We start from the raw sequence: 20342 nt of genomic DNA on the forward strand, positions 1-20342 counted from the left end.
GCCGCCGCTTGCGGCGTCCATGGTGGCCAGGACGGCAGTCAGGGCGGCGAGCGCCCACACGGCGATGCCGTCGACGCCAGCGGTGTAGTTCTCGCGCATGCTGCGGCGGGCCCGCAGGGCGGAGATGACGATGGCGCCTTCGATGAACGCGAAGAACAGCACCCGCCAGAAGCCGTCGAGCTTGAGGACCTCGCCGGCGAACTTCCACATGCCGGACGCGGACACGCTGGTCGCGATTCCGGCCATCACCCATGTGAGGACGTCTTCAAGCTCGGTCGGCCGACGGCTGGCGTTGTTCTTGGGGGCGTTGCGGCGGCGGACGGCCGCTATAGCGTGCCTGATTCCGTCGAGAGCGGCGCGGACGGTGAAGAAGGTAAGGACGATCGAGCAGGCGCCGCCAATGACCCACACCACCCAGGCGGGCGGCAGGTACGGGGCGAAGTCCATGACTGGGGTCCGTTCGTTGTGTCAGCGGGTGATGTAGGGCGGCTCGGTGAGGGCGCCGTCCTTGTCGGTGGTGATCTCGTAGTCGCCGTTGACGCAGACCAGCAGGGCGCCGGTGGAGTCCTCCCGGACTTCCATCTCCTCGCCGCAGTGGTGAGGCGGCTCGTCAAGGTCGATGCGGTCGCCGGTCGTGAGGTCGCCGTAGTAGTCGAAGTGAGGGGTCTCGAACATGTGGGCCTCCTCGCTGGTGCCGGTGCTCATGGGGTTCCTTCGGGGGTGCCGGCTGGTGATTCGTGAACCGCCCGGCCAGGGGAAGCGGACCGGGAGGCTCACGGATCGTCAGCTCGACTTGGGCGTCAGCAGCACGCTTCCGACGCCCTCGCAGATCTTGCACGCGTCGATAAGCGGGACGAGGTGGTCACGTCCAGAGCCTTGGCACGAGCCGCATGTGACGACGTGGCCGGGGCACGGGTTTTCGTTCATTTCGATCTCCTTCGGTTGGTTGGCTTGATCGGTTCGAAGTGGGGGTGTCCCCGTCCCGGACGGGATGGCCAGGGTCTGGAGCGACCCCAACCCGGGACGGGGACCGGAGGCCCGGCCACCGCGATGGAGCTGCGGGGGCAGCGGTAGCCGGGCGGGCTTCACTGGGCGGTCTCCTGCGGCTCGGCAGCTGCTCGCAGTGCGCGGCGGATCCGCCACTGCCACCAGCGCGGGCGAGGCTCGGCGGCCTGGCCGAAGGCGTCCACGGCGGCGGTGAGGTCCCCAATCGCGCTTGCGATGGGCTGGCCGGCCGCCTCGACGCTGGAGCGCAGACCGATGACCTCGCCGCGGGTGTCTTCGAGCTCCTTCTGGAGCAGCGCGCCTTCGGCGGTCACGTGGTCGGCCAGCCACTGAATCGCGGCGGGCGTCTTCGCGAGCAGCCGCAGCGTCCCGGCGATGTCGGCGAGTTCGTCGCGGACCGACAGGAGGGCGTGCGCGGTCGCGGCCTGCGCGGCGTACAACGCGGTCGCGGCCTCATCCTTGCGCAGCGTCGAGGGCTGGGTGCCGTAGCAGTCGAAGAAGCGGTCCTCGTGGGCCGCGTTCGCCAGCAGAGACTCGGCCTGGTTGGCGCGGGCCTCGCGCTCGGCTTCGACCGGAGTGGTGAACGGGTCGATCGCGGTCATCGGATGGCCTCGCTTTCCGTGGACGCTTCAGTCAGAGCTCGTTCAACGGCGCCATCCACGAACTCGCGAGCGGCGGCCAGCTCCTCGTCGACGAGGGCCAGCAGGCCCACGGCGGCGGCGAAGCGTGCGTGCGCGTCGGCCGGGTCGAGCGCCAGCCAGAGAGCGGCGAACGAGTCGGCCCGGTCGTGGGGGGTCAGGGTGGCGGTCGCCATCACGACCCCCGCTTGCAGGAGCAGCTGCGGTCCGAGCAGCACGGGTCAACACGCGTCCCGGTCTGGTCGGCGAGGATCCTGTCGTAGGCGGCTCGGACGGACAGCTTCTCGCCTCCGGGCCAGGAAGGGCTGTGGCCGCGCTCTACGTACTCGTGGCGGGTAGCGGTCGTCATCATCACGACACCGCCAGACGACGAGCACGGTAGGAGGCGAAGTCCGCCACGCCAGCGGGCAGTGACCTCAGGGTGGGAGAGGTGATGAGGGTGGCGCGCCCGTCGGTTGCGTCGGCGATCCGGTGAAGCAGCGCCGCAGCATCCTGGGCGATGCCCAGCAACTCGACCGTCGAGACCGTGATGTAGTCCGGTAGCGGCTGTGTCATAGTTGGAACCAGTCCTTCCGTCTCTTGCGGGGCAGAGGACATGCGGGCGGCCCAGGTCTTGGCGGATGAGGGCCGCCTTTTGCATGTCTGGAGAGATCGCGACGGCATCGCGGATGCAGGCGATCGGCAGAGATACGCAGCAGAGCGGCCCAGCGGCACTCGGGCGGCACTTAGCTACCCCGCAGTGATCAGCCACTTCACCGGCCATGGAAAGATGGCCCATGGGTCTCCTCCTGCGTAGATCAGGACGCGAGATCAAGGGCTCGTCCGGTGTTGGTAGCACCGGACGAGTCCGTTTTGCTTTGGAGCGGTCTTGCTGTCAGCGCGGGCTACTACCCATCGGTGTCAACCCGCGTTAACGTACTTACGTCATGGACGGTACCCACACACGGGGGATATCGTCAACAGGTACGTACGCATGGATTGTCACCCCCCGTTTACGTTCGCAGGGCTGAGAGATAGAAGGAGGTGGTCATGCTGTGGAGAACGCGGAGGTCGAGCGCATCCGGCGCATAGAGGACCCGGCCGAACGAGCCCGAGCGGTGGCTGTTGAGCAGGCGCGGCTCGCGGGCCAGGTTGACGAACTGGCGGGCATCCGGCGGGAGGCTATCGACGAGATGCTCCGAGCCGGGCTGAGTCAGGCCGACATCGCTCGGGAGCTCGGTGTGACGCGATCGCGGCTCAACAAACTCGTCACGACCGGCCCTGGCCCGGAGAGGGCGCTGCTGGTCCCAAAGCCGCGAGCAGGCGCCCTGTTGACGGTGGCGGTCGTGGAGAAGCGTGAGGACCAGCACGCGCGCCCGTCTGTGTTAGCGACGACGCACGACGCCGTCACCAAGTTGGATCGGCTTGCTCGGGAGCTGGGGCTCGAAACGGAGGTGGACCGTATCCCGGAGATGGGCTACATCGACTTGAACCGCGACAATCTGGCCGTGCTCGTGGGCCCGCGCATCTCCCCGCTGATCGCCCAGGCGATCACAGCTGACCCTGCCATCAAATGGCACAGGGTTGGCGACACCCGGAACTGGCTGCTGGTCGACACGAGAAAGGGAGTCGAATACCGGTCTGACTTCGACGAAGAGGAACCCGACACGGACGAGCCTCGGACCTGCTACGCCCACATCGGGCGGATCCGCCGACCTGACGGCGAAGGCGGCTTTTTGTACCTCGGTGGCGCGCACGGAGCCGGTACGGCCGGCGCAGTCGAGTACTTCATTAACAACGTGGCAAGCCTTTGGGAAGAGGCTCACCGCAACCTCTGGTCTGCGGTGGTGAAGACCACGGCGTCCGCGAACGGCAAGGACATCCTGAGCGCCGAACTGGTCTCAGAGGTGTACGTCCACACCAAGCGTTGAAGGAGTGCCGTGTACCTCGACACACGCCCAGGCCGCGACGACAAGCTGAACGAGGACTACGTGGCCGCCGCGGTCAACAGCACCTCGGCCAGAGCCGTGCTCCTGGACGGCGCCGGTGGACCGTCAGAGCTTCCGACTGGCTGTAACCACGGCACTCCGTGGTACGTGAACCAGCTTGGCGACCACCTCATGTTCAACATACGCAACCCTTCCACCCCTCTGACGACCGCGCTCGCGCTGGCCCTGGACGCGGTGGCGGAGTCACACGGCGTGTGGTGCGACTTGAATAATCCCGGCACTCCCTCGAGCACGGTTGTCATGGTTCGCCGCATTAATGATCTTTTGGAGTACCTGGTGCTCGGCGACTCAACGTTCGTTGCCGATGCGAACGGCGAGATCATCGTCATCTCAGACAAGCGGATCGACGCGGTAGGCGCCGACCTCTATCGGGCGATGGCGGCGCTGCCGACCGGGACGCCCGAGCACCAGGCCGCGCGCGTAGCTTTCGTCGAGAACCAGCGGCGCATGCGGAACAAGCGAGTCGGCGGCTACCCCATCGCGTCCAACGACCCTGCCGCAGCGTATGAGGCGCTAACCGGCTCCTTCCCCTGTGACGAGGTCCGGCGGGTTGCCCTGTTGTCCGATGGCGCGACCAGGTTCATCGAGTTCGGGCTTGGCTCGTTCGCTGACGCGCTCGACCTTCTCGGATCAGAGACGCCGGAACGGCTCTTTGATCGGGTACGCGAGGCAGAGGCGAGCGATCCGATAGGCGAGCGGTGGCCGAGAGCCAAGCGACAGGACGACATCGCTGCTGCCTACCTAGCGCAGTTGGTACCGCTCTAACAGGTCGTCGCTCCACTCGAAGACGATGTGCTTCTTCTTCGCCCCGGTAGGTCGGATCAGATCGAAGCGACTGATGCAGTGATCCACGACGGTCCAGCGAAGGATCAACTTGTTGAGTTCTTCCGGGCGGCGGAAATGGCTGACGACGTCACGTACCTCGTCGTAGAGGCCCGCCTGGAAGTGCCGGCTGTGCGGCTGGTTGATGAAGCTTCGCTTGGCCCGCGTGGTGGGCGCGGAGATCTCGGCTGGGGTGACATGCCATACCTTGACGAGGTCTTCTTTGAGGGTCAGGATTATGCCGCTCATCCGCAGGGTTGGCTCGTCTTCCTCCGCCTCCGGATTGAGGTCGGGTTTATGAGCCTTGATGGCCAGCACGGCAGTGCGGCGGATCATGTGCTTGTACAGGTGTGAGTCGTCGCGGTAGTCCCACCCGATGAAGTCGTGCAGGTCGATGGCGGTCTTGATGCCATCCTTGAGCGCTTGGTAGACGTCGGGCCAGACGTGGTCTGTGCGGGCTAGGACAGCGTCCATCGAGTCGTCTCTGCCCATGGCCTGTCTCCCTCGCCGTCGTCAAGCCACTGACGCTCACCACGATCTGCTGGGTCGGGGAGTCCGACAAGATCAGGACATGGTGATGTTCGGACAGAGAGGTGTAGCGCGCGGTTCAGATGGAGGCCCGGCCCTCGCTCGTCCCCTCCGGTCGGCGAAGGCCGGGCTGCTCTAGGGGCGGGCCGCTTCCTGTAGGTCGTCCAGCGCGACCCACAGCTGTTTGGCCAGCGCGCAACGCAGCAGCGAGGACGACCGTGTGAGCATGACGTCGCGCTCCACCCTGACGGCTGTCTCGTCGTCTCCGGGGGAGTACAGGTCGACCACGAAGCCGAACGCTCGGCTGCCGGCCGCGGTGCAGACCCGCGAGCGCCGGCGCAGGGGTGGGCAGGTGTCGAGCGCCTCCGGGATGCACTCCCAGCAGGTGGGCGGCAGGTTCGTCAGCCGTGCGCCGTCGCCGGTTGTTTCGGGGTCGGTGTGGAAGAGCCACGGGATCCGCCCGCCCGGCTCGGCGGCAGGCTTGCTGCACACCATGCAGCGATGCTCGACCATCATGGTCCGTTGCCGCAGGGCGTTGACGGCCCGCCACTTGTGATGCCCGGACCGGTCCTGGCCGTGGCGCGCCCACAGCACGTCGAACATCCAGTCCTCGTCGGACGGATCCAGGTAGGAGAGTTGGACGTCCAGGGCCACGGGATTCCAGGCGAACGTGAGCTGATAGGGCACGAGTTCGCCAGTCCACAGATTGGCATCGGGTACTCGCCAACCGCTGGGGAGCCTGGTCATGCCGGATCTCCCGTACGGTACGGGAGATCATGTGGGCGCTTGAACCACGGCACGGGGACCGGCTTCGGCCTGGCGACTGGCCGTGCAGCCGCCGCGACGGCCTCGCTCGGGGTCATGACCGGCCTCGCCTTGCGCGCTGCTCCTGGGTTTCTCGGAGCTCGGCCCAACGCCCTGTCAGCCAGACGGTGATGCGGACGCGGTTGCGTGTAGCTGCCGCAGTTAGACCTTCGTTGGTGGCCGCGGTCACCTCCTCCAGGCAGCCGGCGGCGACCGCAGCTTGGGGGAGCGGGGCCTTGAACCGGGCGTGGTAGCTGCCGTTCGCGAACCAGGTCGTGTAGCCGAGTAGATCGGGCACGACTTCACCGGTTGCCGCTGGATTACTAGGCTCTGTCACGGGTCGGACCTCCACCGTCCGATCAAGGCCCTCGTCAGGCGTTCCTGCGCCAGGCGGGGGCCGAGCTATGTAACCGCCACAGTAGACGACATAGCCGTGGTTAACCATGCGCAACCTTGAACTACCGTGAGTGTGCGCGGGCGATCATGGGTGCTTACGGTGCACCTGTGATGATCGAGTGGAGGGCGAACGCGGCCAAATGGGCCCAGGTGGCAGAGGTCATCAAGGGCCGCATCGCGGACGGCACCTACCCGCCCGACGCTCAGGTCCCGTCGCAGCACGAGATGGTCCAGGAGTTCGGCATCGCACCGAACACCGCGCAGAAGGTGCTGAACCGGCTCCGCGAAGAAGGAGTCGTCTACTCAGTGAAGGGCGTCGGCACGTTCGTGCAACGCCAGGACGACGCAGACATGTAGGTCCTGCGAGCCGACAAGGCCGAGATCCGCGGGCCTTCGGCCCGACGCTGCGAAGCTCTGCACTTTCCGGCATCCACAGAGCCGTTGCTCTTGTCAAGCTTCCCGTGTCTCAGGGTATGAGTTTTTTTCGCGTCTGGGTGGATCGGGTGCGCCTGGGGTGGAATGCTTTCCCTCAGGAGGGTCCGGTAGGCCTACCTGTCCGGCGTGTAGTCGGCGCTGGGGGGCACTCCAGGCATCCGGATCGCGGCTTGTCGCGTATCCAGGTGTAGGCGTGGCGGCGGGGCCCGACAGCCCTTGCGAGGGACTGCTTCCCGCCGCCACGTCCATATGTGTATCACTCACGCATAAGCATTCTCCAGGTGGTTCTGGGTAGTCCTGGGACGTCCCCAGACTGCCTGGGTAGTCCGGGGTAATGCCCGGTGTGATGGGGTCTGCCTGGTCCCACTAGCGTCTTTCCATGATCAAGTGGCAGCCGCGGCATCGCTGGGAAGAGGTCGCGGACGATCTACGCCAGCGCATCCTGGACGGCGAGTTTCCGCCACGCACCACGATCCCCGGCATCCCCAGGCTCATGCAGCAGTACGACATCGGCAGAAACACTGCCCTGCACGTGATTGCGGCGCTGGCCGAGGAGGGATTGGTCGTGGTGCGCCGGTCGATGGGCACGTTCGTCATACCGCCAGAGGACCGGCCGCAGCCGTGATTGGTCAGCCGCGAAACCGGTGGGCGATCTCCAGTTGCTGCGCGAGGACGGCCGCCAGAGCCCGCGCGCCGGGTTGCACGATGTACTGGTGGAGTCCGGCTTCGGCCTGCCGGCGAGTGGGGGCGGCTGCCCGGACTGCGGACCACATGCCGGTCGGCCGTTCCTGGATGTGGTAGGCGGGGTAGGTCTGCTCCAGTGCGGATCGCTCGGGTGATGGACGGTGTAGGACGATTTGGGCTGTTTGGGATGCTGCGGCCATTTCTAGGGTCCCCCCTGTCGCTATGTGACCTTTGCCCCGCGCTTCCCCACGGTGACGGGACCGTCACATAATGCGTCACGAGCGCCGCAAGTGGAAGTAGTTACTTATTGCGTTATGCAAGAGTCATTAAGGTCGGTCAGAAATAACCTATACAGATAGGGAAAAGTGGAGGGGAGGAGTGGGAGCGAAAATGGGAGTGGATCATATGGTTTCAAGTGGTCGCAGGTGGCCGCAGGTTGTACGCCAAGCCCGTTCGGACCTGGGGAAACGCCAGGAAAGACCAGGTCGAATTTGCGTCTCCACCTCGTTCGCATCGAAGGGGTCAGGGGTTCGAATCCCCTCATCTCCACCGCAGGTCAGAGGCCGTTTCCCAGCCGGGAAACGGCCTCTTCTGTTTGATCGATGTCCGATTGTGGGAGCGAAATGGGAGCGAGCCCTGCGAGTTACCGTCTCGCAGAGATCATCCTCACGCGCTCCCGTCGCGCTGGTTGAAGAGCCCGGCGAGGCCTCGCCGACCCGATAGCGGTAACCACGCCATCCCGATACGGCTCAAGCAACTCGTTCAGCAACGGAACCGACGACGGCACTCGCTGATCCCAATGCCGCTCTAGCGCGGCCCGGTCGGCGAGCGACTGCTCCCACCGCTTCTGCAAGGCGTCGACGAGCTCCCCGCGCATCTGATCTGACACGTGCGTGTAGTGGGCCCGCATGCTGCCGTCGCCGATGTGCCCCATGCGCTCGTCCCGCAGAGCGTCCGCGATGCGGTCCTCGGCCATCCACGTCTCATGGCTGTGTCGCAGACCGTGCGGCGTCAGATCCTTCATGATGGGCAGCCAGTTCGCGACGGGCACGTCCGCAGCCAAGAGCGGTACGCCGCGGCCTCGCGGATAACTGTCGACGCCCGCCGGCCAAGGAGGGTTGATGACCCTCCCCGGCCATGAGGTGGCCGCGTCGGCGAGAACAGGCGCCGCCACCCTGGCCGACTTGCCGCCGCGGGCGGCGTACCAGCCATCGGCTGCGGGCCGGAAGAAGCGTCGAGCGAAGTCGCTACGCCTGGCGTGGCCGCCCCCAGGCCCGAGGAAGACGTATCTGCCGCCACTGCAGTACGGCTCTTCAGCGTCGGTGCGGCACGTGCACGTACGAACTTCCTGCCGCCCCAGCAGCGCACTGAGGAACGGTGGCGCATCAATGGGGCGGATGCTGCCGTCCTTCGGGTGGCCGCGGTAGAAGCGGCCGTTCAGTTCGTACAGCTTCCAGTCCAGGTCGATCGTGTCGCCGCGCACGCACCTGGGATCCAGGCCGACCGCCTCCGACCAGCGGACGCCGGTGTAGGCGATGAACACGAGCTTGATGAAGTCGTTCTCCTCTCCACTCATGGCCGCTACTCGCTCGGCCATCAGCAGCGCCTCCAGCGGGGTGGCCCACGCCTTACGCGCCTGCATGACACGCTGGACGCGCCGAGTGGCCTTCTTCCCGGTGGCGCGTTTGCGCTCGGCGGGATTGACCTGAATGCGGGCCGGGATCGCCGCCCCCAGCGCCGTGCCCAGCACGGAGCGAGCGTCTTTCGCAGTCCGGGCGGAACACCTCTTGCTGCTGACCAGATCCTTCTCCCACGCGGCGATCTCCTCGGCAGCCAACGAGGCCAGGCTGCGCTCGCCGAACTCCGGAAGCACGATGTTCTCCAGCAGCGACCGGTACGTCTCCAGCGTGGTCAATTCCAGATCCTGGGCGGGATACCAGATGTTGACCCAATCCAGGAGGGTGATCTGGCCGGCGCGCGGGTCGACGTATCGGCCCGCGCGGATGGCGGCTTCCTGGTCGTTGGCGTAGGTGTCCGCAGCCTTCTTCGTGAGGAAGCCAGACATGCTTTCAAGGTCGCCGGTGGGTCCTCGCCAGCGGGCTCGGAAGAACTTGCCGCGTTTCTCGCCATAGCCCATGAGGGGTCCTTGGGAGTGTGGGGGTCAGGGGTTCTAGGAAAGCACGCACAGGTCGAGCAGCGGGTCCAGATCGACGCGGACGGCGCAGCCTCTGGCCGCCGCCGTGGTCGATGCAGGCTCCTCCTCCGCCGCAGGCGGCGGGGTAGCGGCTGGCCGTTCAGGCGAAGGGGCCGGCGCCGCAGGGGTCCTGGTCGCGGAAACCTCCTGCGCAAGCGTGGTCGGCTCGCTGAATGCGGTCGACTGCCTAGCGCTCGGCTTGGGCGTGGGCTTGGGAGTTCGCCGCACAGTCGGCTTGGAGGTGGGCTTGACGCTCGGCTCGGCCTGGCTGGTGCGGATGATGGGCGGCTGCGTGGGGTCCGCCAGGCCCTCAGGCCTCGGCGACGGTTTGGCCGTGACGGTGGTTCGTATTGGCCTCGGCGTCGGGGCGAGGACTGGTTCCACCCGCGTGGTCACGATGGTGATCGCCTGCTGCGGTAATGCCGCTGGCGGGCGGTCGCCGTCTAGAGCTATGTTCGCGCCGGTGGCGACTGCCGCCGAGGTGGCTGCTGCGGTGATGGTGGCGGCTGCCATCTGGTGGTCGCGGGCCCAGTGTGCGAGTCGCTCCGCCATCCAGGCGAGGGCGGCGGCTACGAGAGCGTCGATTCTGAACAGGCTGTAGGTGGCCCGCTGGTTCTGCTCGGCTGTGTTGAGGATGACGGTCGGTGCCTCGCCCTCCTTCCGGGGGAGGGCGAGTACGGCGATCTCCGGCGGCATGTCTAAGCGGAGGGGGATCGGTTCGACGTTGTCTCGGCGATGCGTGCTCATCCTGCGGCCCCCTCGCGCACGAGGGCGCGGACGTAGTCCCACAGCCACTGCTCACGGTCGGGGTCGGCCTTGCCTTGCGGGTTGAGCAGGATCGGGACGCGGTCACCGTCCACCATGACGACGATCGTTCTGCGCCGGGCGCGAACCGGCCGCCGCAGTTCTTCAACGAAGCGCTGCGGCGGGATATTGGGATTTTCGGACTGCTCGTGCAGTTTCCCAATACGGTCCAGGCCGCTGATGGCTTCACGCATCATGTCCCGCTCTTGGCGGGTGGTGCGTGAGGCTTTGATCGCGTGGGCGATCAGTGTGCGCTGGCTGGAGGAGGCGCCGTTGCCGTCACCTCCTCCTGGGTCGTCGGGGCCGCTGGTGCTGCTGTTGGTGCGGGACGTCACGTCCGCCCTCCGGTGCTGGGAGATGTGCGGGTTGGTCCCTCGTGCAGTAAGGCTGTCGGGACTTTATTGACGCTCTTGCCAGAGTTTGGGTCTACACCCAAAATCCGAATGTAACCGTTCTGTTACTTTTAGTGGCGCTTGCGGAGATCTTCCGCTATGCGCCCTTGCGTCGGCGATCCTCTTCGTCAGGTCGCCGCTCTCGCCGCAACTCCTTGATCTCGCGGTTCTGCTCAGCGATGCGCTCGTTCATCTCCGCCAGTCTCTGATCAACCCTTTCTAGGATGCCCTTCAGGTAAGGCGCGATGGGCGAGTCTGGTTCGTCATCCGCTTCGGGCTGCGTGACTGCTCCCTCGGCCTGTGCTGTGAGTGCCGGGAGACTGCCCGCCGGTCTGATGGGCGTCGGCGTACCACCCAGGAGGATCGCTTCGACGCTGCCAGCTCTCCATTGCAGGGCTGCTTCCAGGCCGGCACCCATCAGCGGGGTGATCGACGTTTCGTTCTTGCGGATACGTCGTAGGTGGGCTGGAGACATGTCGGCGGTTTTTGCGACTTCGTCCCACTGCATGCGGAGTGCCACTCTCCGCCTCTCCATTTCAGCGGCTAGGCGGCCTCTCGCCTCATCCTGTGTCGCCATCGGAGCTCCATTGTTGAGTGATTCTGAGTGCACTTTAGCGCACATGTGCAGATCAGGCACCTGAAGATGCCAGAGCTGATCTTCGCGCTCAAGAGATCATGGGCGCTCTATTGCGCCCGTTCCTTCATGAGCGCTAATGTGCGTCCATGGCTCGAACATCGCTCAGCCTCCCCTTCGAGGGTCGTCGCTTACGTGTCGCCCGGGAGCGTGCTGGCTACAAGCAAGAAGATCTCGCACTGCTGTGCACTCGCCAGGGCACGCCCGTCTCCAGATTCCAGGTGATCAGGGCGGAGACCGGCAAGAACATGCCTCAGCCGCAGGTGCTTGCGGCTTTCGTGAAGGCTCTCGACATCTGCCTTGACGATCTCCTGACCCCCGTGGAAGACATCAAGGCGGAGTCTGCCTGATGGTCCGCCCGCGCATCTATTACTTTCAGGTAAGAGCGCTCTATCGCACTGGAGAGCGCTCATGAGTACTGCTACCTACTGCCAGTGCGGCAAGATGCTGCACACCAAGCACTGCCTGGCAGAACTGTTCAACTGCAAGCCTCGGGCCGTCGTACGAATGGCCGCGAAGGGCTTGTGGCCCTCAACGAGGGCCCTGAGGGAGTACCGGTTCACCGACGAGATGATCGCGGCGATCATCGCTCTTCCGGCGCGCTGGCCCAAGGACACGCCCTCGACGCCGAACCAGGCGAGCCCGCAGCGCGCGAAGGCGGTCAAGCCGCCTCAGTCCACGCCTCGCCGCACTCGCCAGCCGCAGCCCGCCCCCATCTCTGGGAGCAACGTGCGCCCCCTCGTGGCTAAGGGGAAGCGGATCGGAAGCGCGTCATGACGGTTCTGGTTCCCGGCCTCCATCTCCTGGACGAAGAGACGTACGCCTGTGCCGGCCTGCTCGCCGCGATCACGCGGCTCGAAGCGCTCGACGGCGCCAAGCGGACCCCCGCCCCTATCCCTCCGTACGTAGGAGCTCACCGTGCTCGATGACGCCGCCCGCAAGCACCACTACCTCACCCAGACGGGGCGCAGGGAACTGACTCCGCGTCAGAAGCGCCGCGCCTACAAGAAGTGGCTCCACCAGTCGCAGGAGGCCGCCGCCCGTCGTGAGGGTGTGGCCGCGATCCGCCGCAGCGCCGCCGAGCGGAAGGCCGAGCGGGCGAGGTTCCGTCTCGGCGTCCAGGCCGCCAGCTCCTGAACATGCCGCGAGGCCCGACCCCTGCCTGGTCGTCGGACCTCGCGAGACCCACCCGCTCAGAGACATCTCAGAAGAGAGAGCAGGCAAGTCATGAACAAGATACCCACCAGTGCACGCCAGGTGCTCAAGCAGGTCGAGTTCTTCGAGTGGATGAAGCGCGAGACGCCCGACGTGTTCACGAGCGTCGTCGAGATGATCGAGCAGCGTCCCGAGCGTGAACTGTGACCGCCCTCGGCGACCTCATCAATGACGCCGCCGACCTCATAGAGGTACGCGGCCTGGCCCTGGACGCCTACCGCGGCGAGCACGGCGAACTGTGCCCGGCCGGCGCGGTGGCGGAGAGCCTCGGCTTGGAGCCGGACGTGTGGACGGACCCGCCCGAGCACATCGCCGACAGCGAGGGCTACCAGGCAGGGTTCGCGGCCCTGTGGGTGCTGGTCGCGTCGCGCGGCTACCGGATGGACGACGACCGGGCGGAGCCGTGGGACGGCGAGATGCTCGCCAACCATGTCGCGTTCTGGCTGCAGGACGAGCGGCCCACGTGCGTCCACGTCGTCGAGTGGATGCGCGGCGTCGCCGCCCAGCAGGAAGCGCACCAGAGGTGGGCGGCATGACGCTCGACATCAGCCAGCGGATCCGCCACATCACAGACCACGGCGGCGTCCGCCAGTCCATGGAGGCGCTGCACTTCCACGGCTTCACGGTGACGATCCACTCGCCGAAGACGAGCCCGGACGGCGTGTATGCGGTGACCGCGTACGGAAGCGCCGGGCGGTCCCCGGAGACGCTTCGCGGCTCCCACAAGCATCTGGACTGCGCGTTGAAAGCGGTCGCAGTCCAGCTCGGCGGGCTCCGGTTGAAGGCGTACGCCCAGCACGTGCTCGGCGAGCAGGCTGCGTCATGACGACCTTCGCCGAGTCGCACGTGGGCGACACGATCCACCTTCGGGGCGTCCTCGTACGGCTCCTGGCCCACGACAAGACGTGGGCGCTACCGCTCACGCTGATCACCGACCCTGCCCCCTGCGGCGACCCAGGCTGCGCGGCGTTGAGGTGCGAGGCGCTCACCCCTGAGGGCCATCACGTTTACCTGCACCGGCGAGGCGACCGAGAGATCGACGTCCTCGAACCCGCACCGCTGGCCGCCCACGGGGGCGACGACCTAGCCGAGAGCGTGAGCAAGCCGACCGTACGAGGTGGCGACCCGATCGGTGACGAAGCCGAGCAGGACTACGAGCTCAGCAGAGCCGACTACGACACCGCCCCCAACGACGAGGGAGATAACGCCTGATGGCGATCGACTCGAACTACAACGAGGTCGCGGCCCGCATCGTCGAGGCGCGCAAGAAGTACCCCGACGGCGTGCTGCAGCCGTTCGACCCTGCCGCGCCGTACCGGATCGAGACAATCGGGGAGAAGGCGTTCATCGTCTACACTGCGGCGTTCTACCGCACCCCCGACGACCAGCGTCCCGGCATCGGCGTCGCGTGGGAACCGTTCCCCGGCAAGACGAACTTCACCCGCGATTCCGAGCTGATGAACGCCGAGACGTCCGCGTGGGGTCGCGCCCTGGTGGCGGCATTCGCTGCGGACACCAAGAAGGGCATCGCCACCTCGCTGGACGTCCGAAACCGCGAGGCCGACCGGCAGCCGTTCGGGCCGCCGGATGAGCAGGGCTGGCCGAAGCAGCCGGAGCCGGGCGAGCGGCCCATCACCAAGGCTCTGCTGTCCCGGCTATCGGCCCAGTACGCCACGCTCGGCCTGGCCGGCCGCGACGAGATCCTCATGACGATCGGCGCCCTGATCGGCGTCCACGTGTCGGCCACCAAGGAGCTGAACAACGCGCAGGCGCAACTGCTCATCGAGAAGCTCGACCCGCTGACGAAGTCCGAAGACCCCGCCGCCGCGCTCGCTGAGGCGCTGCGGCAGGCGATGGCGGGGGAGGCCAGCGATGACGCCGCCGCCTGATGCGCCGCTGCGCGTCGCCGCTCTGGACGCCTTGTCGAAGCGTGTGAACAAGGCGCTCGCCGACGCCCGAGCGGAGGCCGAGCCCGAGTTCGCGAAGCTGCGGAAGGCTGGTTTTCCGCAGCTCGAAGTGAAGCTCCCGTCCGGTGATGTGGTCGGGAAGATCTCTATCAAGGCGGGTCAGGACACCGTCACGACCGACGAGGACGCGCTGCTGGCGTGGGTGGAGGCGAACAAGCCGGAGGAGATCGAGCTCGCCGTCTCGCCGTCCGCGCTCACTCGGCCCGACGTGATCGCCTACGTCCGCAAGCTACACCCTGACCTGGTCGGCAAGAAGATCCGACCTGCCTATCGGGCGAAGGTCCTCACCGAACTCGACGAGGACGGCCAGCTGGCGAACGAGACAACCGGCGAACTCGTGCAGATCAGCAAGGTCACCAAGGGTGAGCCGACTGGCGCGTTTGCCCTCACCTTTGAGCCAGCGAAGAAGGGCAAGCCGAACGGCCGCGACCGGATCGCCGCCGCCTGGCAGTCCACAGAGCTGGTGATCACGGACCTGATCCGCCCCGCTATCGAAGCGGGTGAGCAGTCGTGACGGACCACTGGGACATGGAGTACCCGCGCGTGGACATCACGCCGAACACCGCCGCGGGGATCATCATCCACATCAGCCGTCTCCACAAGGCGAAGATCAAAGAGTTCGAGAAGCTCAACGACGAGTCGGCCGAGGCGAAGAAGAAGGCCGAAGTTGTGTTCGCGCGGGCCTTCCTCGAAGCCGAACACCGGCCGATGGACGAACGCCGACAGATCGCCCTCCTCGCCGCCGCGGACGCCCGTTTCGACGCTGACGTGGCCGAGCGGAAGGTCAAGGCGTGCGAGAAGGCGTTGTGGGCGCTATCGGATGACCAGGACTCGGCCCGCACCATCTCGGCGACTGCCCGCGATGAGATGAAGTCGCTCGGCGGTCAGCCGTGAAGCGCAGCGGCGCGCCGAAGAGGCGCAAGGGCCTGGAGCGGAACACCCCGATGGTGAACAAGACGTCGTTCCAGCGCAAGACGGAGATGCCGCGAGGGAACGGCTTCAAGCGAGGGGCCAACCCGCCCAAGAAGAATGGGCGGAAGGGGAGGCCCAAGACCGCGCCGAAGACCGCGATCGACCTTGCGAAGGTCCGGTCGGAGGGGCTGTGCGAGATCGGCCTGAAGTGCTTCGGCACTGCGCCGGCTGTTGAGTCGGCGCACCGACGCGGCAAAGGGTCAGGCGGTGTCGGGCCGAAGAACACGACGTCGAACACGGCCTCGAATTTGTTGCGTGGGTGCGTCGCCTGCCACGACTTCATTGACAACGTGGCCCCCGACGATGCTGCCCGGCTCGGGTTGAAGGTTCTCCACGGCAAGGCGCACCCGTACGAGATTCCCGTGCAGCACTACCAGCACGGCTGGGTGCTGCTCGACAACTTCGGCGGGTGGCGTGCCGCGCCCGAGGCGGCGTGCACGCCGGGCGCTCTGCTTCCGGTCATCGTGTGCGGTCCGTGGGACCTGCTGACGGGTGGCGGCGCGGTCGCCGAGGTGCTGGACCGGTTCGGCCACGCCGACTGCTGCGGCTGGGCTGGTGCCCGCGACGGGCTGCTGGTGTGCGGGTGCAGGAGCGTCGTCTGCGCAGTCGAGGAGGCGTCATGAGCGTCATCGACGTGTTCTGCAACGGCTGCAAGCAGGTCCACCCGCACGCCTCCGGCGAGGGCCGGATCGTGTGCACAGGATGCGGCCTGGTCAGCGAAGCGGACGACAGCCTACTAATCGCCGCCCTGAACTTCGCCTCCTCCCTGCCGGTCCAGGACATGCGGTTCTGCCCATGGTGTCGCGAGACCAAGCCTGTGGGCCACGACTGCCTGGCCGGCGCGGTCGGGTGCACCACCAACCCTCCCGAGGGTCCGGCCTGCGGCGCTTGTTCGGGATGCACTGGCACACAGTCCGTGGACCTTGCCCGCCGTGCCGAGTTCGAGCACGGCTCTCCCTCTGACCTCCACCATCCCTGATCTTCCCTACCCGCTCGGGGGCGGGTGGGGCCTATCCAATCCAAGCTCTGGAGATCGCAAATGACGTTAACCCTGGTCGGGACTCCCGACGAAGGCGCATCCCCATTCGACGCGATCCGCCACGAAGACGCCGACGGCGAGTACTGGCTGGGCCGTGAGCTTCAGCCGCTCATGGACTACAGCCGGTGGGCACGCTTCGAGACGGTGATCAAGAAGGCGAAGGCTTCACTCGCTTTGGTGCACGGAGCATCCGCCGCCGAGGCCGCGTTCGTGCAGGTCAACCAGATTGCCCATGCGGGGAACCTGGGTGAGCAGGAGCGATGCGACTACCGGCTCTCACGGTTCGGCGCCTACCTGACGGCCATGGCGGGCGACGACACGAAACTGGCCGTGGCACACGCCCGCGTCTACTTCGCGATCAGAACCCGAGAAGCCGAGGCCCGGCAGATGCTCGAGGCGGCTCGACCCCTGCCCGAGTTGAGGGAGCCGACAACCTATCCGCTGGTTGATGTGCGCGTTCTGCTGAGGCAGAACTTCGGCGTGAACGTCGCGGTCAGCGACCTCACGCGCGTCCTGCGGCAGGGGGCTGTTCTCCGACAGGACGGACGCCCGGCGGCGGACTACAGCCACCTGTTCTGGCTGAAGAAGAACGGCACCTACGAAGTGTTCGAGCACGCGGTCGAGCCGATCTACAGGCTTTACGAGTCCACCAAACTCCGACTGGAGATGGCCGCCCAGCGGGCCCTGCCGATGGACCCTCCCGGCTGGCCTGAGCTTCCTCTCGGCGGTGAGTCGTGAGCTCGCACTTCGAGAGGTTCGCCGCCGCGATCGTCGCCCGCAACGACGACAACCTGTGCGACTACGGGCCAGATGAGCAGGTCGCCCGAGCGGTCGCAGCGCTGGAGAGGTTCGCCACCTACACCGAGATCAAGCCCGCCACACCCGGCCACATGATCGACCTCGCCGGGTTCGGCTCCGCCCCTGTCCACTTCGAGGGCAAGGACAAGAAGTACCTCCTCATCTCCGAAGTCGCCGACGCGCTCGGCGTGACCGTCTGGGACGCCTGCAAGTGGGCCGACAAGGAACACCTGTGGGCGTTGCGGGAGCAGCGAGAGAACGACGAGGAAGACGGCATTCTCGGCTGGAACTGCCTCGACGACTACTGCGACCTCAAGCTGTGGTTCAACGTCGACAACCCCGAGGCCAAGCCTGATGCCGGAGGGCGACGCACCTCCGACTACGGCGACTGGCTCATCTCCCACGACCGGCTGATGCTCTTCATCGCTGACAGCCCGTGGGGCAAGGAGTTCATGTCGAACATGAGCGACCTGTTCGCCCACGGGATGAAGAAGTTCTTCGCCGGCGGAGACCTCGCCAACATCCCGGCCGTCCGCATCGAGGACGGCGTGGTGACCGAAGCGACCGCCGCTGATCTGTTCCACAGCGACCTCACCGAGGAAGAGGCGCGGCGCAAGGCCAGTCGCGGTCCGAATGGCGTGCTGGAAGGTGATTCCTGATGGCCGATAGTCAGTGCTACTGCGACGCGTGCAGCAGCATCGCCGAACCGCCGACCGGCCCTCAGCCGTGCGGCTTCCCGAACGCGGACCAGCCCGGCGAGTTCTGCGGCGAGTACGAGAACCACGACGGCGAGCACAGCAACTGGGCGCGCACCGTCCAGGCGCCCGACTCCAGCCCCTCCCCTTCCTAGACCTCCTCTTTCGGCGTGCTCACCGCTCGGGGGCGAGCACGCGCCTCCGCAATCAGATCCACAACGCACCAGGAGCCACCAGCAATGAGCAACACCAGCGTTTTCGACAGCCGCATCGCCTACCGGCCCGCCGTCGTGGAACTCTTCCGCGCCGTCGTGGAACCGGAGATCAAGCTGGCCAGCGACGAGATCACCGACCTCCAGGAGCGGATGAACCAGCTCCACGCGCGGATCGGCGACCGCAAGCAGCACATCGCCGAACTACGGCAGGCGATGAAGGACGTCGAAGCGTCCGCAGACCTGCCTCCCGCCGCCCTGCCGGTGAACCCGCCGTCGTGCCGCACCTGCGGACTGATCGTCGTTCAGCGCGGCGACGGCCGGTGGACGCACAAAGAGCGGGAGCTACTGGACAAGGGCTACCTGTGCAACCCGAAGGACAAGGAGTCGCCGGAGGCCGAGCCGGTGGGGCTGAACACCGCAGCGATGCTCCTGGAGCGGATCGAGACGGCCCACGACGGCCCCGACGGATCGAAGGGGATGGCGTCGTGACCGGCCGCCACTTAGAGGCGCTGCCTGCGGCGCCGTTCGCCCGCCACAAGGGCCGCCACCGCCGCCGCCTCTTCAACCTGAACCCGAGCGCGCCACAGCCCGCCGCCGACGACTTCTCGCGGGTCCGCACGCCGGCATTGACCCCGGCCCCGACGGCGGCCGACGAGCTGATCCCGTTCGCCGACTACCGCCGCCACCCCTACGACACCAACCTGGAGCGCTCCGCATGAGCATCGAGACCCCCGACACCCGCGAGAAGTCCCCGTACCAGCTCCGCCGTGAGGCTGTGGCTCGCGCCCTCAAGGCGTGGCAGGAGCAGGACCCCGACGGCGCCGACGACGGGCCGCCGGGCCAGGCCGCCGACCTTGAGGACTGTCTGCTCGACGAAGACCTGACCCTCATGCCGCGCTCTACCGGCCACGGCCAGTGGGTGGTGGAGGTGGACGGCGAGCGTGCCCCGATCGCTCCTGGCTCTGACCGCCGATCTGGGCTGCTGGACGCTGAGGAGGCGGTCGAGCTGTTCCTGACCCTCAGCGCTGCCGACGAGTATGGGCAGCGCCAGCCGACGATCCGTCCGGCCACCGAGATGGAGCACAAGCTCGCCCTGGCCAACCACCTGTTCGGCGGTGCCGCATGACCGAGATCACCCCCGAGGCGGTCGCAGCCGCCGTCTGTGAAGGCGTCGGCGGGTGGATGGACGTCCTTGAGGCTGCACTGACCGTGACCGCTGAGCGCAACGTCCTGAGCCTGGATGTCACCAGGTGGGACGGGCCGGGCGACTCTGAGGTGGTCCGCCGCTTCTGGGCGCTCGTCGTCGAGGGCGAGAAGTCGCCGTACGTCGCCTCCCTGGAGTTCCTGGCCGCCGCCCGAGCCCTGTTCCGCTGGAACGCCGCTGCCTCAACGCTGGCCGCCGAGCAGTTCGCTGCCCTGGTCTACGAAGTGGACGACGCTCTCGCGGCGCTGACTCCGGAGCAGATGGCCGTACTCGCCGGAGACGACGAGCAGGCCGGGACGGGAGATGCCGCATGAGCCGCGCCGTGGATCCGATCGCCGAGCGGTTCGCACGCGAGACCGCCCAGCACGAGATGACCGTCCTGCACGACTACGGCCTGTACCGGCACCTGCGGTTCAGGCAGCCCAAGCAGGGCGCCTACTGGTTCGACCTGATCACCGTGCCAGGCGCCCTCATCTTCCAGGGCGACGGCGACAGCTACGCCTTTCGGCGGCTGACAGACATGTTCGAGTTCTTCCGCTCCGGCATCTGGGAGGACGGCTCGATCCACATCAACCCGCACTACTGGGCGGAGAAGCTCACCAGTGACCGCGACAGCGTCATGAAGTACGACCAGGACCTGTTCGAGCGGCAGGTGAAAGAGCACGTCGCTCAAGCGATCCTCGACCGGTCGGCTCCGCGCGGGATCAGCCGGGCCATCAAGGACCTGCTGGAGAACGGCGACATCACCTGGGAAGGCGGAGCGCGCCGGGCGCTGGAGGAGTTCGAGTACCGCCTCCACGTTGCGTCCTGCACGTGCGGGGACGGCAAGACGTTCTCCGACGAACTCGACGCGTCCGAGTGGGGTTACCGGCACGTCCGTGAGGCCGACGGGGTTGGGCATCGCACGTCGGTG

General features: G+C 66.7%; 36 protein-coding genes. 24 read left to right on the top strand and 12 right to left on the bottom strand.

Annotated features, from left to right (window positions below):
* The 5 genes from VIU94_RS32700 to VIU94_RS32720 form a co-directional block, all read right to left on the bottom strand.
* Positions 1 to 447: hypothetical protein (locus tag VIU94_RS32700; RefSeq protein WP_331917059.1), on the bottom strand; the 447-nt coding region annotated here is incomplete at its 3' end.
* A gap of 21 nt (positions 448 to 468) precedes the next feature.
* Positions 469 to 705, bottom strand: coding sequence for a hypothetical protein (locus VIU94_RS32705; protein WP_331917062.1), 237 nt, complete (start codon positions 703 to 705; stop codon positions 469 to 471).
* Positions 706 to 1085: 380 nt separating this feature from the next.
* Positions 1086 to 1607, bottom strand: a complete 522-nt coding sequence (locus VIU94_RS32710) for a hypothetical protein (RefSeq protein WP_331917064.1) — start codon at positions 1605 to 1607, stop codon at positions 1086 to 1088.
* Entirely contained in the window at positions 1604 to 1861 is a 258-nt protein-coding gene (locus VIU94_RS32715) for a hypothetical protein (protein WP_331917066.1), read from the bottom strand. Before VIU94_RS32715 ends, VIU94_RS32710 begins: the two co-directional genes overlap by 4 nt.
* A 133-nt stretch (positions 1862 to 1994) precedes the next feature.
* Positions 1995 to 2198, bottom strand: a complete 204-nt coding sequence (locus VIU94_RS32720; RefSeq protein WP_331917067.1) for a hypothetical protein — start codon at positions 2196 to 2198, stop codon at positions 1995 to 1997.
* 479 nt (positions 2199 to 2677) lie between these two features.
* Here VIU94_RS32720 and VIU94_RS32725 point away from each other — a divergent pair, with 479 nt between their 5' ends.
* A complete protein-coding gene (locus VIU94_RS32725) occupies positions 2678 to 3553 on the top strand; it encodes a hypothetical protein (RefSeq protein WP_331917069.1) in 876 nt (291 codons plus the stop codon).
* A 9-nt stretch (positions 3554 to 3562) separates the two neighbouring features.
* Entirely contained in the window at positions 3563 to 4396 is an 834-nt protein-coding gene (locus VIU94_RS32730; RefSeq protein WP_331917071.1) for a protein phosphatase 2C domain-containing protein, read from the top strand.
* Here the strand turns inward: VIU94_RS32730 and VIU94_RS32735 are convergent.
* From VIU94_RS32735 to VIU94_RS32745, 3 genes are all read right to left on the bottom strand, one after another.
* Complete coding sequence (locus VIU94_RS32735; protein ID WP_331917073.1) at positions 4373 to 4945, bottom strand: hypothetical protein; 573 nt, start codon at positions 4943 to 4945, stop codon at positions 4373 to 4375. The genes VIU94_RS32730 and VIU94_RS32735 overlap by 24 nt on opposite strands.
* 171 nt (positions 4946 to 5116) lie before the next feature.
* The gene (locus tag VIU94_RS32740) at positions 5117 to 5728 is read right to left on the bottom strand and encodes a hypothetical protein (RefSeq protein ID WP_331917075.1); all 612 of its coding nucleotides are present in this window, start codon (positions 5726 to 5728) and stop codon (positions 5117 to 5119) included.
* Positions 5729 to 5840: 112 nt separating this feature from the next.
* Positions 5841 to 6083 (bottom strand): hypothetical protein, encoded by a 243-nt coding sequence (locus VIU94_RS32745; protein WP_331917077.1) that lies wholly within the window; start codon positions 6081 to 6083, stop codon positions 5841 to 5843.
* A gap of 209 nt (positions 6084 to 6292) precedes the next feature.
* On the opposite strand from VIU94_RS32745, the gene VIU94_RS32750 reads away from it, so the two are divergent.
* A complete protein-coding gene (locus VIU94_RS32750; protein WP_331917129.1) occupies positions 6293 to 6538 on the top strand; it encodes a GntR family transcriptional regulator in 246 nt (81 codons plus the stop codon).
* 457 nt (positions 6539 to 6995) lie between these two features.
* Entirely contained in the window at positions 6996 to 7241 is a 246-nt protein-coding gene (locus VIU94_RS32755; protein ID WP_331917079.1) for a winged helix-turn-helix domain-containing protein, read from the top strand.
* Positions 7242 to 7943: 702 nt separating this feature from the next.
* Here the strand turns inward: VIU94_RS32755 and VIU94_RS32760 are convergent.
* The 4 genes from VIU94_RS32760 to VIU94_RS32775 all read right to left on the bottom strand — a co-directional run bounded on the left by VIU94_RS32760 (position 7944) and on the right by VIU94_RS32775 (position 11210).
* Positions 7944 to 9437, bottom strand: coding sequence for a tyrosine-type recombinase/integrase (locus tag VIU94_RS32760; RefSeq protein ID WP_331917081.1), 1494 nt, complete (start codon positions 9435 to 9437; stop codon positions 7944 to 7946).
* Positions 9438 to 9470: 33 nt separating this feature from the next.
* A complete protein-coding gene (locus VIU94_RS32765; RefSeq protein ID WP_331917083.1) occupies positions 9471 to 10241 on the bottom strand; it encodes a hypothetical protein in 771 nt (256 codons plus the stop codon).
* On the bottom strand, positions 10238 to 10633 hold the full coding sequence (locus VIU94_RS32770) for a hypothetical protein (RefSeq protein WP_331917085.1): 396 nt from the start codon (positions 10631 to 10633) through the stop codon (positions 10238 to 10240). The genes VIU94_RS32765 and VIU94_RS32770 overlap by 4 nt, the downstream gene beginning before the upstream one ends.
* A gap of 154 nt (positions 10634 to 10787) precedes the next feature.
* Entirely contained in the window at positions 10788 to 11210 is a 423-nt protein-coding gene (locus VIU94_RS32775) for a hypothetical protein (RefSeq protein WP_331917087.1), read from the bottom strand.
* A 203-nt stretch (positions 11211 to 11413) separates the two neighbouring features.
* Between VIU94_RS32775 and VIU94_RS32780 the strand changes: the two genes are divergently transcribed.
* From VIU94_RS32780 to VIU94_RS32875, 20 genes are all read left to right on the top strand, one after another.
* Positions 11414 to 11674: a helix-turn-helix transcriptional regulator gene (locus VIU94_RS32780; protein ID WP_331917089.1), complete on the top strand. Its 261-nt coding sequence runs from the start codon at positions 11414 to 11416 to the stop codon at positions 11672 to 11674.
* A 61-nt stretch (positions 11675 to 11735) separates the two neighbouring features.
* Entirely contained in the window at positions 11736 to 12101 is a 366-nt protein-coding gene (locus tag VIU94_RS32785) for a hypothetical protein (RefSeq protein WP_331917091.1), read from the top strand.
* 141 nt (positions 12102 to 12242) lie between these two features.
* Complete coding sequence (locus VIU94_RS32790; protein ID WP_331917093.1) at positions 12243 to 12461, top strand: hypothetical protein; 219 nt, start codon at positions 12243 to 12245, stop codon at positions 12459 to 12461.
* A 90-nt stretch (positions 12462 to 12551) separates the two neighbouring features.
* Complete coding sequence (locus VIU94_RS32795; protein WP_331917095.1) at positions 12552 to 12686, top strand: hypothetical protein; 135 nt, start codon at positions 12552 to 12554, stop codon at positions 12684 to 12686.
* Positions 12683 to 13075 carry a hypothetical protein gene (locus VIU94_RS32800; RefSeq protein ID WP_331917097.1) on the top strand — a complete coding sequence of 131 codons (393 nt, stop codon included), beginning with the start codon at positions 12683 to 12685 and terminating at the stop codon, positions 13073 to 13075. Before VIU94_RS32795 ends, VIU94_RS32800 begins: the two co-directional genes overlap by 4 nt.
* Complete coding sequence (locus VIU94_RS32805; RefSeq protein ID WP_331917099.1) at positions 13072 to 13365, top strand: hypothetical protein; 294 nt, start codon at positions 13072 to 13074, stop codon at positions 13363 to 13365. The genes VIU94_RS32800 and VIU94_RS32805 overlap by 4 nt, the downstream gene beginning before the upstream one ends.
* A complete protein-coding gene (locus tag VIU94_RS32810) occupies positions 13362 to 13751 on the top strand; it encodes a hypothetical protein (protein ID WP_331917101.1) in 390 nt (129 codons plus the stop codon). The genes VIU94_RS32805 and VIU94_RS32810 overlap by 4 nt, the downstream gene beginning before the upstream one ends.
* On the top strand, positions 13751 to 14428 hold the full coding sequence (locus VIU94_RS32815) for a hypothetical protein (protein ID WP_331917103.1): 678 nt from the start codon (positions 13751 to 13753) through the stop codon (positions 14426 to 14428). The genes VIU94_RS32810 and VIU94_RS32815 overlap by 1 nt, the downstream gene beginning before the upstream one ends.
* Positions 14412 to 15020 carry a hypothetical protein gene (locus tag VIU94_RS32820; protein ID WP_331917105.1) on the top strand — a complete coding sequence of 203 codons (609 nt, stop codon included), beginning with the start codon at positions 14412 to 14414 and terminating at the stop codon, positions 15018 to 15020. The genes VIU94_RS32815 and VIU94_RS32820 overlap by 17 nt, the downstream gene beginning before the upstream one ends.
* Before the next feature lie 29 nt (positions 15021 to 15049).
* Positions 15050 to 15400 carry a hypothetical protein gene (locus tag VIU94_RS32825; protein WP_331917107.1) on the top strand — a complete coding sequence of 117 codons (351 nt, stop codon included), beginning with the start codon at positions 15050 to 15052 and terminating at the stop codon, positions 15398 to 15400.
* The gene (locus tag VIU94_RS32830; protein ID WP_331917109.1) at positions 15397 to 16101 is read left to right on the top strand and encodes a hypothetical protein; all 705 of its coding nucleotides are present in this window, start codon (positions 15397 to 15399) and stop codon (positions 16099 to 16101) included. The genes VIU94_RS32825 and VIU94_RS32830 overlap by 4 nt, the downstream gene beginning before the upstream one ends.
* Positions 16098 to 16457 carry a hypothetical protein gene (locus tag VIU94_RS32835; protein ID WP_331917111.1) on the top strand — a complete coding sequence of 120 codons (360 nt, stop codon included), beginning with the start codon at positions 16098 to 16100 and terminating at the stop codon, positions 16455 to 16457. The genes VIU94_RS32830 and VIU94_RS32835 overlap by 4 nt, the downstream gene beginning before the upstream one ends.
* Before the next feature lie 60 nt (positions 16458 to 16517).
* Positions 16518 to 17255 carry a hypothetical protein gene (locus VIU94_RS32840; protein WP_331917113.1) on the top strand — a complete coding sequence of 246 codons (738 nt, stop codon included), beginning with the start codon at positions 16518 to 16520 and terminating at the stop codon, positions 17253 to 17255.
* The gene (locus VIU94_RS32845) at positions 17252 to 17974 is read left to right on the top strand and encodes a hypothetical protein (protein WP_331917115.1); all 723 of its coding nucleotides are present in this window, start codon (positions 17252 to 17254) and stop codon (positions 17972 to 17974) included. Before VIU94_RS32840 ends, VIU94_RS32845 begins: the two co-directional genes overlap by 4 nt.
* On the top strand, positions 17974 to 18165 hold the full coding sequence (locus VIU94_RS32850) for a hypothetical protein (RefSeq protein WP_331917117.1): 192 nt from the start codon (positions 17974 to 17976) through the stop codon (positions 18163 to 18165). The genes VIU94_RS32845 and VIU94_RS32850 overlap by 1 nt, the downstream gene beginning before the upstream one ends.
* An 84-nt stretch (positions 18166 to 18249) precedes the next feature.
* A complete protein-coding gene (locus tag VIU94_RS32855; protein ID WP_331917119.1) occupies positions 18250 to 18714 on the top strand; it encodes a hypothetical protein in 465 nt (154 codons plus the stop codon).
* The gene (locus VIU94_RS32860) at positions 18711 to 18944 is read left to right on the top strand and encodes a hypothetical protein (protein ID WP_331917121.1); all 234 of its coding nucleotides are present in this window, start codon (positions 18711 to 18713) and stop codon (positions 18942 to 18944) included. Before VIU94_RS32855 ends, VIU94_RS32860 begins: the two co-directional genes overlap by 4 nt.
* Entirely contained in the window at positions 18941 to 19351 is a 411-nt protein-coding gene (locus VIU94_RS32865) for a hypothetical protein (protein ID WP_331917123.1), read from the top strand. The genes VIU94_RS32860 and VIU94_RS32865 overlap by 4 nt, the downstream gene beginning before the upstream one ends.
* Positions 19348 to 19743, top strand: coding sequence for a hypothetical protein (locus tag VIU94_RS32870; RefSeq protein ID WP_331917125.1), 396 nt, complete (start codon positions 19348 to 19350; stop codon positions 19741 to 19743). The genes VIU94_RS32865 and VIU94_RS32870 overlap by 4 nt, the downstream gene beginning before the upstream one ends.
* Positions 19740 to 20342 (top strand): hypothetical protein (locus VIU94_RS32875; protein WP_331917127.1); only part of this gene is annotated, 603 nt, incomplete at its 3' end. The genes VIU94_RS32870 and VIU94_RS32875, both read left to right, overlap by 4 nt.

The organism is Streptomyces sp. (assembly GCF_036566765.1).
In the GTDB taxonomy this organism is placed as follows: Bacteria; Actinomycetota; Actinomycetes; order Streptomycetales; family Streptomycetaceae; genus Streptomyces.